General features: G+C 46.7%; 13 protein-coding genes and 1 pseudogene. 3 read left to right on the top strand and 11 right to left on the bottom strand.

The features are described from left to right. The first annotated feature begins 28 nt into the window (after nt 1-28). Both cdd and purT read left to right on the top strand, forming a co-directional pair. Nucleotides 29-916, top strand: coding sequence for a cytidine deaminase (gene cdd, locus P2G85_RS01215; RefSeq protein ID WP_275862285.1), 888 nt, complete (start codon nt 29-31; stop codon nt 914-916). 141 nt (nt 917-1,057) lie between these two features. Then, complete coding sequence (gene purT, locus P2G85_RS01220) at nt 1,058-2,233, top strand: formate-dependent phosphoribosylglycinamide formyltransferase (protein ID WP_275862286.1); 1,176 nt, start codon at nt 1,058-1,060, stop codon at nt 2,231-2,233. 141 nt (nt 2,234-2,374) lie between these two features. On the opposite strand, the gene P2G85_RS01225 is transcribed toward purT, so the two are convergent. Beyond that, nucleotides 2,375-3,022: a thiopurine S-methyltransferase gene (locus P2G85_RS01225; protein ID WP_275862287.1), complete on the bottom strand. Its 648-nt coding sequence runs from the start codon at nt 3,020-3,022 to the stop codon at nt 2,375-2,377. A gap of 342 nt (nt 3,023-3,364) precedes the next feature. On the opposite strand from P2G85_RS01225, the gene P2G85_RS01230 reads away from it, so the two are divergent. Beyond that, complete coding sequence (locus P2G85_RS01230) at nt 3,365-4,138, top strand: phosphoribosylglycinamide formyltransferase (RefSeq protein WP_275862288.1); 774 nt, start codon at nt 3,365-3,367, stop codon at nt 4,136-4,138. A gap of 90 nt (nt 4,139-4,228) precedes the next feature. Here the strand turns inward: P2G85_RS01230 and ihfA are convergent, their stop codons facing one another. The 10 genes and pseudogenes from ihfA to infC all read right to left on the bottom strand — a co-directional run bounded on the left by ihfA (nt 4,229) and on the right by infC (nt 13,724). After that, a complete protein-coding gene (ihfA, locus tag P2G85_RS01235; protein ID WP_275862289.1) occupies nt 4,229-4,525 on the bottom strand; it encodes an integration host factor subunit alpha in 297 nt (98 codons plus the stop codon). An 802-nt stretch (nt 4,526-5,327) separates the two neighbouring features. Next, on the bottom strand, nt 5,328-7,730 hold the full coding sequence (gene pheT, locus P2G85_RS01240) for a phenylalanine--tRNA ligase subunit beta (RefSeq protein WP_275862290.1): 2,403 nt from the start codon (nt 7,728-7,730) through the stop codon (nt 5,328-5,330). Between the two features lie 18 nt (nt 7,731-7,748). Further along, nucleotides 7,749-8,732 (bottom strand): phenylalanine--tRNA ligase subunit alpha, encoded by a 984-nt coding sequence (gene pheS / locus P2G85_RS01245; protein WP_275862291.1) that lies wholly within the window; start codon nt 8,730-8,732, stop codon nt 7,749-7,751. A gap of 285 nt (nt 8,733-9,017) precedes the next feature. Continuing rightward, on the bottom strand, nt 9,018-10,139 hold the full coding sequence (locus P2G85_RS01250; RefSeq protein WP_275862292.1) for a GGDEF domain-containing protein: 1,122 nt from the start codon (nt 10,137-10,139) through the stop codon (nt 9,018-9,020). A 196-nt stretch (nt 10,140-10,335) separates the two neighbouring features. Beyond that, nucleotides 10,336-11,145 carry a helix-turn-helix transcriptional regulator gene (locus P2G85_RS01255; protein ID WP_275862293.1) on the bottom strand — a complete coding sequence of 270 codons (810 nt, stop codon included), beginning with the start codon at nt 11,143-11,145 and terminating at the stop codon, nt 10,336-10,338. A 399-nt stretch (nt 11,146-11,544) separates the two neighbouring features. Then, entirely contained in the window at nt 11,545-11,862 is a 318-nt protein-coding gene (locus P2G85_RS01260; protein ID WP_275862294.1) for a heavy metal-binding domain-containing protein, read from the bottom strand. Nucleotides 11,863-11,960: 98 nt separating this feature from the next. Further along, a pseudogene (locus tag P2G85_RS01265) lies at nt 11,961-12,206 on the bottom strand (nucleotide pyrophosphohydrolase); the annotation flags it as partial. Between the two features lie 256 nt (nt 12,207-12,462). After that, nucleotides 12,463-12,816: a 50S ribosomal protein L20 gene (rplT, locus tag P2G85_RS01270; RefSeq protein ID WP_004401084.1), complete on the bottom strand. Its 354-nt coding sequence runs from the start codon at nt 12,814-12,816 to the stop codon at nt 12,463-12,465. A 40-nt stretch (nt 12,817-12,856) separates the two neighbouring features. Next, nucleotides 12,857-13,051, bottom strand: a complete 195-nt coding sequence (gene rpmI, locus P2G85_RS01275; RefSeq protein ID WP_271698461.1) for a 50S ribosomal protein L35 — start codon at nt 13,049-13,051, stop codon at nt 12,857-12,859. A gap of 121 nt (nt 13,052-13,172) precedes the next feature. Further along, the gene (infC, locus tag P2G85_RS01280) at nt 13,173-13,724 is read right to left on the bottom strand and encodes a translation initiation factor IF-3 (RefSeq protein ID WP_275862490.1); all 552 of its coding nucleotides are present in this window, start codon (nt 13,722-13,724) and stop codon (nt 13,173-13,175) included. Nucleotides 13,725-13,727: the final 3 nt, after the last annotated feature.

The raw sequence follows: 13,727 nt of genomic DNA on the forward strand, positions 1-13,727 counted from the left end.
ACTGTCCATGCAATAACAAGGATTCAACATGAACAGTCGCATTGAACAAGCGCTAGCAAGCGCACCTGAAGCACTTTCAAAACATCTTGCTCCAATCGTTCTGGCCGACGATTTTGATGCCACTCTTTCTGAGCAACAGTTTGAACAACTATTAACCGCCACGAATTTGTCAGATAAAGAGCTTCGTGTTGCTTTGCTTCCTTTTGCCGCGGCGTACTCATACGCGCCTATTTCCGAGTTCTATGTCGGTGCCATCGTGCGTGGCCTCTCCGGCCGCCTCTACTTCGGGGCAAACATGGAGTTCTTTGGTGTCCAGTTAGGGCAAACCGTCCACGCGGAACAATCGGCCATCAGTCATGCCTGGATGAAAGGAGAATGTGGTGTCAAAGACATTACGATTAACTTCAGTCCTTGTGGCCACTGCCGTCAGTTTATGAATGAACTGTCAACAGCGAATGAGTTGAAAGTTCAGTTGCCAGAGCGTGATGAAAAATCACTGCAGGAATACCTGCCCGACTCTTTTGGCCCGGCAGATTTAGGCATCGAATCAGGCTTAATGACCAAAGTGCAACATCAGTTCAGCTGCGATGACGCCGATCCGCTGATCCAAAAGGCTGTAGATGCCATGAACATGAGCCATGCCCCGTACACCAATAACCTGAGTGGTCTGGCGTTAGAATTGACCAATGGGCAAATTTTCCAGGGTGCTTACGCTGAAAATGCAGCCTTTAACCCGAGTCTGCCCCCCTTACAAGTCGCCCTGATCCAGGTTCTGCTGGCAGGTCAAAGCTTCGATATGATCAAAGCAGCAGCCTTGGTTGAGAACTCGCAGGGTAAAATTAGCCATCTTGCTGATACCCAATCGACTCTGGAAGCCCTTAACCCTGATATTCCAGTGAGTTTTGTTAATATTTAACAGCTGACACATGATCAAAAAAGCTCCATTACCAACGGAGTTTTTTTTCACCCCCCCAACGCAAACGTTTGCTTCGGCGCGAAAATTCAGTATGATCCGCTTCAGTTTTTGTTTCATCAGTTTAATTTGTAAGGGAACACCATGTTCGGTACCGCAACCAGATCAAATGCTACTCGCGTATTGCTTTTAGGCTCAGGAGAACTCGGTAAAGAAGTCGCGATTGAATGTCAACGTTTGGGCTTAGAAGTCATTGCCTGTGATCGTTATCCGGATGCGCCGGCGATGCAAGTTGCCCACCGCAGCTACGTGCTGGATATGCTGGATGGTGAAGCATTGAAAGCGCTGATTACCAAGGAGCAACCAGCCTACGTGGTACCGGAAATTGAAGCGATCGCTACCGATACGCTGGTAGAGCTTGAGCAACAGGGGCTGAATGTCGTCCCGACCGCTAATGCGACCAAACTAACCATGAACCGCGAAGGTATTCGCCGCCTTGCCGCAGAGGAGCTGGGCCTGACCACCTCACCTTATCGTTTCGCCGATAACCTGGCAGATTTTGAGGCAGCCGTTGAGTTCGTTGGTATCCCTTGTGTGGTTAAGCCGGTAATGAGCTCGTCCGGCAAAGGACAAAGCATCATTAAAGATGAGCAGGATATTGAAAAAGCGTGGGACTATGCACAAGAAGGCGGACGAACAGGTGCTGGCCGTGTGATCGTTGAAGGCTTTATCGATTTCGACTACGAAATCACCTTACTCACAGTACGTGCGGTAGACGGGGTGCATTTTTGTGCTCCAATAGGCCACCGTCAGGAAGATGGCGACTATCGCGAATCCTGGCAACCACAGGCAATGTCAGATAACGCCATTAAAGCAGCCGAATATACTGCCGAGCAGGTGGTCAACGCACTGGGCGGATTCGGCATTTTTGGCGTAGAGCTGTTTGTTAAAGGTGACAAGGTGATCTTTAATGAAGTCTCCCCTCGCCCACACGATACCGGAATGGTCACCATGATTTCTCAGGAGATGTCTGAATTTGCCCTGCATGTCCGCGCCTTCACCGGGATGCCAGTCGGCAGCATCACTCAGTATGGCCCGGCAGCTTCGGCCGTGATCTTAGGCCAGGGAACCTCAACAGACATTCGCTTTGAAGGCGTCTCCGATGCGCTAAGTCAGCCACAAACCCAGGTACGCCTGTTCGGCAAACCTGAAATCGATGGCCGGCGCAGACTGGGCGTCGTGTTGACCCGCCGCAAAACAACAGATGATGCAATTCACGATGCCGTCACAAGTGCCGGCAAAGTCAAGGTGATCTATTGATCACGTAACGGCTGAAAACAAACGAAAAGCGCAGCCATTGGTCGGCTGCGCTTTCTCATCCCCAATAATAGTTATCCCAATCTGGATAAGCAGGCGCTCAGATAACTACGCTTAAAAATCAGATACTTATGTTGTTCGGCATTATACTTCGATTAGATACACTTCTTCAGCAAAGCGGCTCAAGCCCTTCTTCGCGATCTTCGGGTGGGTGTCATCGGCCTGGTCAACATTCAGTCTTGTAACGGAACAGCCGGCAAACAACTGTTTTACTTCATCGTAAGGTACGCTGAATGGCGGTCCGGCCATCTCATCCTGCGGATAATCCAAAGTAACCAAAAGTATGCGCCCATTCGCTGACAGCAGTTTTTTCAGCCGCGCCACATACTCTTCGCGCATATCCTGCGGCAACGCCACGAGTGCGGCACGATCATAAATAATGTCTGCTTGTTCTACTGGCGCCGTAAAAAAATCCCCGGTATAAATCGATAGTTCATCAAACTGGTATAACTCGTGCCGGCCATTGACCGGTATCACGGTTGGGGTATAAAAGTGCTCGGCAAAAAAAGCTCGCACGGCAATCTGACTGAGCTCTACCCCTTGTACCTGATCATGTTTGGAAGCCAGCCACACCAAGTCTTCTGACTTTCCGCATAACGGAACCAGCACCCTATCTGAACGGCCTGGATTAGTCTGTGGCCAGTACTCCCTCAGCAAGGGGTTAACATCTTCCAAATGGAAACCGATTTGATTGCGGGCCCATTTACTATGCCAAAACTCTTGATCTCTCATTCTCTTTCTACTTTGTCGGCTGATTATAATTGAGTTATAAGATTAAGCGGTTTTTCGCTCTCGAAGCATAAGACTAACGTTTTTTCGAAAATTGTCTACGCCGTTCATCTTTGGTTAATGCAGCAATGATATGCTGGGCACTGTTCAGGTCAGGGTGTATTGCTATCCTTTCTGAACAGACAATTAGAAGAATAAATGGTGATCAAGCACACAATCCTGCTAACAGGTGATTCACTGGCCTTGGATTATTCCGTTAAGTCCCCATTTACTAGTTAGTACCTGATTTGCCGATCTTAGCAACTTTTCTATACCCATTTTCTAAGAGCAAGTTAAGGAGAGTGAATGAGCTTATTTTTACGTACTACCGCATTAATGCTGTTAGTACTGAGCCGTGCGCCGGCATTCGCCGCACTTCCTAATACCCCAAGCAACGAACAAAATCGTTCTCAGAGCCAGAACGAAGTCAGTTCGAAACTCTTTAAACACAGCCTGAGTGGTTTGTATGGAATACAGTCCACTGATACCACTCCTGTTCAGCCTTACTCTGATTTTGACGTACTGCACAGCAAAGCCCACCAAGCCCAGTTTGAGCTTGAAACTATCTGTAAAAGTACCGCATTGCTGACAGATACCGAGCCTCATTTTGCCGGTATAAAATCCAAACAGCGGGCAATAACTAAAATCGCCCACGAACTGGACGGCCAGACAAACCGAATTACCGACCTTGCCCGTGCGACCATAGTTGCAAATGATGTATCTAGCTTGGTGTCGGCTTATGAGGCTCTGGAACGTGAAACCACCATCCTAAAGGTAAAAAACCGTTTTAAGAAACCGGCCGCATCAGGATACCGAGATCTTAATCTGCTGGTACGCTTACCCAAAACCAACTTAGTGGCAGAAGTTCAGCTTCACCTGAAAGCCATTGCAGATGTGAAAAGTGGCCCGGAACATGAACTGTATAAAAACATTCAACAAATCGAGCGCGCAGCCAAGGTGGAGGGTCGTAGTTTAAACGATTGGGAAATGGCAACAATTAACAAGATGCGCATCCAGTCAAAAGATCTCTATCAACAAGCGTGGCAGCCCTACCTGACTACTCACCTAGAGGCGGCCTAAATAGCCTTTCTAAATACAGAAAACCACCGCGAGAGCGGTGGTTAGCCTGGCAAACACAAGATCACGTTTAACGTGATCTTATTGCTTTGCTTACTGTTCATTTTTTAGATTTTCTACACGAGCTTTTAATTTTTGGCCCGGGCGGAACGTCACGACACGTCGAGCAGTAATGGGAATATCTTCACCGGTTTTCGGGTTACGACCAGGTCGTTCATTTTTGTCACGAAGATCAAAATTACCAAAACCTGATAGTTTTACCTGTTCGCCACTTTCCAGTGCTCTGCGAATCTCTTCAAAGAACACTTCTACCGTTTCCTTGGCGTCCCGTTTACTAAATCCCAGTTTATCAAACAGGTTCTCTGCAAGTTCGGCTTTTGTGAGCGCCATAAAACTTTCCTCAAAGCTAGATTAAACAATGCTACTTTATTTGTAGCGCCAGAGCAGTTTTACCCTACCAATTCAACAACATATCGGGCCTACATCAGGAAGTGTATGCCAAGCTTATGATTTTCGCCAACTTTTTTCTTCGTTAATCGAGAGCCCACAACTAAAACAAGCCCTTAGCGCCACTTAAAATACAAAATTTCACTTTACATTATTCTACATCGAGACCAAAAAGCCAGTTTATACGTCTAAGTTGAGCGAAAAAGGCAGAATTTTTAACCATTTGACAAGGTTGTCAAAACAGGCCAGATTTGACAGAGTCTTAACATAATGATCAGGTAAACTTTGCTGAATTATCAGTGGCTTGCCCTTAAAAACATGCCAACTGGTCTGCGCAGTGTTTCTATCATTCTTTGCAGTACAAATAACAATGCGCTAGCTGTGAATGCTGTGTAAATGCAATATAGAAAGCATAACGCTATACAAAAAGGTTAATTGAGTCAGTTCTGGCAGCCGTACCGGTGATGCTGCACTCGTTAGGGGGAAGAGGAGCTGTTTGGCAAATTTCTGAGTGTTTTTACCCCTGCGGCTGACGTTGGCTTTGTCGCTGAGTTGATCGCGCTTAAACTGTTTAGCTGGCGAGTAGCGTAGCCAGCTGCCAGAAAGTCTATTGCCAATCCTATGCTAGTTCAGACAGGAATCTCCGTTCACATGCATTCAACCAGCTGGTATTTGAAGCAGCAAAAAAAACCCTGCCGAACTGGCAGGGTTTCTGTACTTTCCAAAAAAGCTCTGTCACGCGTTCTTAGTCTCGAAGAACAGCACCAAACTTCTCAGAGACATGAGCAACGATAGCTTCTACCGCACCCGCGATATCAGCATCTTCCAGCGTGCGCTCAACTGACTGTAGTGTCAGTGCGATAGCCAGGCTCTTCTTGCCTTCTTCAACGCCTTTACCTACGTATACGTCGAACAGTTTCGCATCTTTCAGGAACTCACCGCCCTGCTCGAGACAAGCGTTAACGATGTCGCCAGATGCTACTGCTTCGTCTACAACTACAGCAATATCACGACGGTTTGACGGGAACTTAGAAAGCTGTACTGCTTCTGGGATCACTTTAGTGTTGATCGCAGACCACTCGATTTCGAATACGATAGTACGGCCGTTCAGACCAAACTTGCGCTCAAGTTCTGGGTGAACCGCACCAATCACACCCACTTCCCTTTCTGTTTCAAGACCAGCATCTACGATGATTGCCGCAGACTGGCCTGGGTGAAGTGCCGGGTGCTTCGCTGCTGCGAAAGAGTACGCTTTTTCATTAGCAGATAGCTCAAGGATCGCTTCCAGATCGCCTTTCAGGTCGAAGAAATCAACGGTGTTGGTTTCGATGTCCCAATGCTCTTCGCTGCGAGTACCGGCGATAACACCAGCGAGCATAGGCTCCTGACGCATGCCGTTTTCTGCAGTTTCACATGGGATGAAACGCAAGCCGTATTCAAACAGACGAACACGTGGCTGTTGGCGCTTCTGGTTGTGCACTACCGTGTTCAGCAGACCCTGGATAAGACCAAGACGCATTGCTGACATGTCGGCAGAGATTGGGTTTGGTAGCACTAGTGGCTCAACACCAGGTACAAATAACTTTTGTTGCTCAGGCTCAACGAAGCTGTAAGTAATGGCTTCGTGGTAACCGCGGTCAACCAGTAAGTCACGCACGCGTTTCAGCGGTTGGTCCGCTTCTACGTGGTTATGCATCTTAAGCGCTGCTGCCGGATGCTGATTCGGAATGTTGTCGTAACCGTAGATACGGCCTACTTCTTCAATCAGATCCTGCTCGATAGCAATATCAAAACGCCAGGTTGGTGCCGTCGCAATCCAGCCCGACTCAGTAGGTTCAACCGTCAGACCCAGACGCTCCAGGATTTCTACTACATCCGCATCCGCGATGTGGTGGCCCAGCAATTTGTCCAGTTTAGAGCGACGCAGTGCAACCGTGTTCGGTGTTGGCAGATCCGTTTCAGATTCAGCATCGATCACCGGTGCAACTTCACCGCCACAAATTTCAACCAGAAGCTCTGTTGCACGCTCCATCGCGTTTGTTTGTAGTGCGTAGTCCACACCACGCTCAAAACGCATTGAAGAATCAGTGTGCAAGCCGTAACTACGGGCGCGGCCACGGATGTGATCTGGGGCGAAGAATGCACACTCCAGTAGAACGTCTTTAGTTTCTGACGTTACGCCAGACTCTTCGCCACCGAAGATACCAGCAATTGCCAGTGCTTTGTTGTGGTCAGCAACCACTAGTGTGTCTGCGTTTAGTTCAGCTTCAGTGCCGTCAAGAAGTGTTAGTTTCTCGCCTTGCTCAGCCAGACGAACCACGATGCCACCTTCGATCTTAGCCAGATCGAACGCGTGCATTGGCTGACCTTGCTCCAGAAGCACGTAGTTAGTGATGTCTACTACTGGATCGATTGAGCGAATACCACAACGACGCAATTTCTCTTGCATCCATAGTGGTGTTTCCGCCTGAACGTTTACGTTCTTAACTACACGGCCTAAGTAACGAGGACACGCAGCCGGTGCTTTTACTTCGATAGATACAGTGTCATCGATAGCCGGTGCAACTGGGTTTACTGTAGGTTCCGTAACGTCAGCACGGTTTAAAACACCCACCTCACGAGCAAGGCCGCGAATGCTGAAACAGTCCGCGCGGTTTGCTGTCAGGTCAACGTCTACCGTTACGTCATCCAGACCCAGGAATTCACGGAAATCTGTACCGATTACTGCGTCTTCTGCCAGTTCCATGATGCCGTCTGATTCAACGTCAATGCCTAGCTCAGTAAATGAACAAAGCATGCCGTGAGATGGCTGACCACGTAGTTTGGCTTTCTTAATTTTGAAATCGCCCGGAAGAACAGCACCAACCGTTGCTACTGCTACTTTCAGGCCCTGGCGACAGTTAGGTGCGCCACACACGATGTCTAGAAGCTCTGCTTCACCCACGTCAACTTTTGTTACGCGCAGTTTGTCTGCGTCTGGGTGCTGGCCGCACTCAACAACTTGACCCACTTTAACGCCGGTGAAAGAACCCGCTACAGGTAGTACGTCGTCTACCTCCAGACCCGCCATAGTGATTTGGTGAGTAAGCTCGTCAGTAGTAACCGCAGGGTTTACCCACTCACGAAGCCATGATTCGCTGAATTTCATGTTGATGAACCCTCTGGATTACTTGAACTGTTTTAGGAAACGAAGATCGTTCTCGAAGAACGCACGTAAGTCGTTCACGCCGTAACGAAGCATGGTTAGACGCTCTACACCCATACCGAAGGCGAAACCAGAGTATTTTTCAGGATCAATACCTACGCTGCGTAATACGTTCGGGTGAACCATACCGCAGCCCAGAACTTCTAGCCATTTACCGTTTTTGCCTTTCACATCAACTTCTGCTGAAGGCTCAGTGAACGGGAAGTAAGATGGACGGAAACGTACTTCAACTTCCTCTTCGAAGAAGTTACATAGGAAATCGTGCAGGATGCCTTTTAGCTGAGCGAAGTTCACGTTCTCATCAACCAGCATGCCTTCCACCTGGTGGAACATCGGCGTGTGCGTCTGGTCGTAGTCGTTACGGTAAACACGGCCCGGTGCGATGAAACGGAATGGTGGTTTACCATTTTCCATCGTACGGATCTGTACACCCGAGGTATGAGTACGCAGCATCAAATCTGGGTTGAAGAAGAAAGTATCGTGGTCAGTACGCGCCGGGTGATCTTCAGCGATGTTCAACGCATCGAAGTTGTGGAACGCATCTTCGATTTCCGGACCAGCCTCAGTGTTAAAGCCAAGTTCGCCGAAGAATTTCTCAATACGCTCAACAGTGCGCGTAACCGGGTGCAGACCACCGTTTTCAATACGACGACCTGGTAGTGTCACGTCAATCGTTTCTGCTGCCAGCTTCGCTTCAAGCTCTGCACGTTGTAGTGCGTCTTTACGAGCTGCAATAGCTTGCTGAACCACGCCTTTTGCTTTGTTGATCTCTTGACCAGCGCTGCGACGCTCTTCTGGTGGTAACTTACCTAGGCTTTGAAGCTGAGCTGTCAGCTCACCTTTTTTACCCAGATACTGAACACGCACTTCATCAAGTGCGACTAGCGATTCGGCAGCTTCAATTGCAGTGCTCGCGCTAGCAATGATCTCTTCTAGATGTTGCATCGTTTCCTCATCTACCTGTAGGTAGTGTCCATAAGGGAGTGATTGGTTTTTTGATAGCTGTACATAGTAGCCAAACCAGCCACCAATGCCAAATTGAATTATGAAAAGAAGAGGTTATTGAATAAAAAGAACACAAAAACGGCATAAAGCCAGCAAATGAAGTCATGCGGGCCGAATATAGCTTTACGCAGACAAGGGTAAATACTAAGCATATAAATAGCATCACGCGCGGTTTGAATCATTGTTTGACTCAAACCGCACAGTAAAAATCCAGCTCGTCTCTGTTTAAGCATGCACTCTTTCTTGCACTGTTCTGACCCCGTTCCGGCCATTTTGTTTGACAAGATAAACCGATTCATCGGCAATTTTGATGATATCAGTATAAACATGCATATCTGGTTGCCGCTCGGCAACCCCTACACTGATACTACCAAGCCAAGGCTGATTCCCCGTCGGAACCACCATAGCCGCCACTTGCTGACGCACCGATTCTGCGACCAGCAAACCGCCGTCTAATTCGGTGTCCGGGCAAATAACCAAAAATTCGTCACCACCGAGTCGGCACACAATATCGTCATTGCGAAAGTGGTGGTGAAGCGTTGTTGCCAACTCTTTAAGTACCCGATCTCCGGCGTCATGGCCGCTGGTGTCGTTGACCTGCTTAAAATTATCGGCATCGATCATAATACAAACCAAAGGCCTGCCCTGAGTTTCCGGCGACGACCACAAATCTTTGAGCGTCCGCATAGCGCAGCGTCTGTTAGGCAACTTAGTTAACGAATCAGTCAAAGACAGTTCTTCTAACTGCTTGTTGGCCTGTGATAACTGCTTAGTGCGCTCTTCTACTTTATCTTCAAGCACCTGGTTGAGTTTAAGCAACTCGCGATTTCGCTCAGAGACCTGCGCAAACAAAGCACTCAGTGCGTCTAAAAGTGGCTCTGTAGAGGCATTAACCTTTTCTTCTTGTTGCTCGTAGGCATCCTTCGCTGCTATCCCCTGCTCAATCGCTTCGACTTGCCTTGCCATATTCTGGTCAATGCCCAATATATGGTAAGCCAACCAATGGATAAGAAAATCAAGCAACTCTTCGGCCGCTTTCTTATTACCCTGTTCAATAAAGCTTTGCATGCTTTTAATGTCATTGATAAACGTGCGATGAATAACCACATGCTTTTGTAGATGCGCATGGTGAATGCCCACTCTGCGCATCAGTTCTTCTTCTTCACGGAAGTGGAATTCCGCATAGCGGGAAAGCTCAAATAGGGCCTGTTGGATATCCTGGAGTGAGATGTTGTTTTCTGCGAGCAGCGCTCCGTACTTATTGATAAACCCCACCAGATACTGATGCTGTTCATCGACTTCGGTTATTCCGGTTTCAAAATAGTTATCCCAGCGAAATGAATTCAAGCCCACTACTCCAATCATGTATCAAACTGCCGGACATTTATCACTCAATGCAATCAATCCCCTGCAAAACATATGGAATAGTAACCAAATTTTCTGGCGATGACTCCAAAACCCGACAAAAAGATGATTTGGATCGCCTTCAGCAAGACAAAAAGATGAGCTAAATTGCCTCAAAAGCTCAAATCATTTTGTGGTTCTAGATAGATAAACTAGGCTTATCTCCTGTCGCGGCGATCGCGCCACGGATATCTTCAATAAATGTACCGTTTGTATCAACAATACCGTCAGAAAACATCACCGGTTCATGGGGGCCTGCTATCAATAGCACATTAGTAAAATCAGAAACATTGAAGTTCTCTGCCACTACGTTCTTCGAGTGGTAATCCAGGACAATTTTGCACAGCTCTTTTTCAAGCGCTAATAGCTGCTCTTCGGTGATTTTCATTCGCGACAACGCTACCCTAACGCAGTTGTCACTTTTTGTAGTTTGCTGCTTGAGGATCTCAGTGTACTTATCATTAAGTTTTGAGTTATCTGCATAGCTGTAATATAGCGGTCCACTAAGCGAGATCGATTTTGACTCATCTACCGTGGCAAGGCCGAGCAACTCCAGCGCCCTAAGATAATCCGCCATCGATTTTTCAGAAAGCTGATGTTTCTTCTTTAAGATGGTGTAACCGTCTTTGCCACGTAACATGCGTAATTCGCGGTAAAAATCGTACAGATGCGGGAACTGAAAAAACACCTCATCCTGGGTATGGCTGAAGTAGTCTTCATCTTCAGCCTGAAGCTGATTGGCAATTTTTTGCAGTTCATCCAGAGTACAATCAACCGCACGGCAGTACTCTAACAACTTATCTAACGCTAAGTTAGTACTGGTCAGATGGCGCTTGAAAGTAGACAATGGCATGCCCATTTTTTCAGATAGCTCTCGATACGTTAACCCTTTGGTCTTAATCGCTTGCCTCAAAGCCGCCAACAGGTACTCGGGAGTGATATCTCTCATCTAGGTTTCCTTTATTATTTTCCTCTTCTGGTTTATTTGTAACATTTTACACCCCGGACGCAAACGTTTAGTTTGTATTTTTATAGCTCCGAGATGAGTTATTATGCTTAATAACGCCATTATTTTCGTGAGACAACGATAGAGTTATTCACTTATAGAGCCATAATATTAGCAACTTGTGTTACAACACCCAGCCATAATCACCGCCAAACATTAATCAAATGTAACAGTATTTAGAGCCAATATAATCATATGCAATAGAAACAAATGTCACATTCAGAGCATTGCTTTTCCTATATTGACGCTATCAAAATGCATAGATATTCACAAGAGCCGCTATAAAATAGATCCACAAGTAACAAAGCAAAAACTGAGCACTTTAACTCCTGAGCGAAAAGATTAGCGTAACAGCCGTACCGCAGTACCGAACACCAGAATCTCCGAAGAACCATCCACGATAGAGCTGGTCGTAAAACGAATACCCACAATGGCATTTGCGCCCTTGCTTTCTGCTTCGTCGACCATACGCTGAATGGCGACATTACGCGCTTCAGTCATCATTTCGGTATAGCCACGGATCTCGCCCCCTACAATACTTTTCAGTCCCGCCATGATATCTCGGCCAATATGCTTTGATTGCACAACATTGCCAGAGACGACACCAAGCACTTCAGTGATCTCTTTACCCGGAATATGATCTGTGGTGGTATATATCATCCTGTAATCCTTACTCTTAGTTATCACGATAGGGTGGAACTGGCCCGCATTTATCGTCAAGTCAGTAAACAAATCCGTGAACTACTGGTTTTGCTGTACTAGCAGTAGTATTTGGCTTTGTTAAGCGGTTCTTTGCTGTAATGGATCTTCTCTAAATCGATTCCATAAACATTCGCCATGGCACATACGTAATACAAAATATCATAAAGCTCGTCAGCGACAGTGCCCTTAATTGTCTCCGGACAAGGTTGCCCAACTGCATTACTTCCTGACTATTCCGAAAGCTCGCCAACTTCTTCAACGAACTTGAGAAAACAGTGTTCCTTTTGCTCCGGTTCATAGTCACGTGGTTAACTGAGTATTGGTAGATCGCTGATTTTCACGCCCTCTTGTTCGGTTATTGGTCCACTTTTTATGTTTGCTAGTTATAGCACTAAGTTGAATATATGACACCTCTACCACTTGGTTGAACGTAGACGATAAAAGTGGCATCACAAGATTGATAGAAAATAGACTGGAGGAATTAAAGGGGAGGATCTGAACTGGCTACAATAAAAAAGGAGAGCAAATGCTCTCCTTCTCTTAAACCTAAGCTACTAATTAAAGAGCAGCTTTCGCTTTTTCAACTAGCACTGCAAATGCAGCTTTGTCGAATACCGCGATGTCCGCAAGGATCTTACGGTCGATCTCGATAGATGCTTTCTTAAGACCGTTGATGAAACGGCTGTAAGATAGACCATTTTGACGAGATGCCGCGTTGATACGTGCAATCCATAGTTGACGGAATTGACGTTTCTTGTTGCGACGGTCACGGTAAGCGTATTGACCAGCTTTAGTAACTGCTTGGAAAGCTACGCGGTAAACACGTGAACGTGCACCGTAGTAACCTTTAGCTTGTTTTAGAACTTTCTTATGACGTGCACGAGCTTGTACACCACGTTTTACGCGAGGCATTATGCTTCTCCTAAACTAAACGATTGATAACTAAAAAGAATTAAGCGTATGGCAGCATACGAACAACTGCAGCCACTTCACATTTTGGAAGGATTGCATTTGGACGAAGCTGACGCTTGTTCTTAGTAGTACGCTTAGTCAGGATGTGACGTTTAGTAGCGTGCTTGTATTTAATACCACCAGCAGTTTTCTTAAAACGCTTAGCAGCACCTCTGTTGGTTTTCATCTTAGGCATGATGAATAACTCCGCATTGTAGTAGTTTAATAAACACGTAATTAGGGCGAATAAAACCCAGCCGTAACACCTTTTATTTGAAAGGAACGCGGCTGGGTTTGTATTACTTGTAAGCCGTTAATTACTTCTTCTTAGGGGCAAGAACCATGATCATCTGACGACCTTCAATCTTGCTTGGGAAAGCTTCCACTACAGCGATATCTGCAGTGTCTTCTTTCAAGCGATTCAGAACGTCAACACCGATCTCTTGGTGTGCCATTTCTCGGCCACGGAAGCGAATTGTTACCTTCACTTTGTTGCCTTCTTCAAGGAAACGCGTCAGGTTGCGTAGTTTTACCTGATAGTCTCCAATATCAGTTCCAGGACGGAATTTTACTTCCTTAATCTGAACCTGCTTTTGCTTTTTCTTCTGCTCTTTAGCAGATTTGCTCTTCTCAAAGAGGAATTTGCCGTAGTCCATAACACGACATACTGGCGGCTCAGCGTTAGGACTGATCTCCACAAGATCCATGCCTGCTTCTTCAGCAGCTGCGATCGCTTCTTGAATCGATACAACACCAACTGATTCACCGTCAGCGCCAGTTAGTCGAACTTCACGAACGCCACGAATTTCACCGTTTATACGGTGTGGGTTTTGTTTTACCGGCTGTTGGCCGCGTCTTCCGCCTTTAATAGC

Source organism: Vibrio sp. CAU 1672 (genome assembly GCF_029223195.1).
GTDB lineage: Bacteria > Pseudomonadota > Gammaproteobacteria > Enterobacterales > Vibrionaceae > Vibrio.

Coding starts and splice junctions, on each gene's coding strand:
- ihfA (WP_275862289.1), bottom strand. CDS start 4,525: ATGGCGCTCACAAAAGCCGAACTTGCAGAGAACCTGTTTGATAAACTG.
- P2G85_RS01230 (WP_275862288.1), top strand. CDS start 3,365: ATGAGCTTATTTTTACGTACTACCGCATTAATGCTGTTAGTACTGAGC.
- P2G85_RS01255 (WP_275862293.1), bottom strand. CDS start 11,145: ATGAGAGATATCACTCCCGAGTACCTGTTGGCGGCTTTGAGGCAAGCG.
- pheS (WP_275862291.1), bottom strand. CDS start 8,732: ATGCAACATCTAGAAGAGATCATTGCTAGCGCGAGCACTGCAATTGAA.
- rplT (WP_004401084.1), bottom strand. CDS start 12,816: ATGCCTCGCGTAAAACGTGGTGTACAAGCTCGTGCACGTCATAAGAAA.
- P2G85_RS01260 (WP_275862294.1), bottom strand. CDS start 11,862: ATGATATATACCACCACAGATCATATTCCGGGTAAAGAGATCACTGAA.
- pheT (WP_275862290.1), bottom strand. CDS start 7,730: ATGAAATTCAGCGAATCATGGCTTCGTGAGTGGGTAAACCCTGCGGTT.
- purT (WP_275862286.1), top strand. CDS start 1,058: ATGTTCGGTACCGCAACCAGATCAAATGCTACTCGCGTATTGCTTTTA.
- cdd (WP_275862285.1), top strand. CDS start 29: ATGAACAGTCGCATTGAACAAGCGCTAGCAAGCGCACCTGAAGCACTT.
- rpmI (WP_271698461.1), bottom strand. CDS start 13,051: ATGCCTAAGATGAAAACCAACAGAGGTGCTGCTAAGCGTTTTAAGAAA.
- P2G85_RS01225 (WP_275862287.1), bottom strand. CDS start 3,022: ATGAGAGATCAAGAGTTTTGGCATAGTAAATGGGCCCGCAATCAAATC.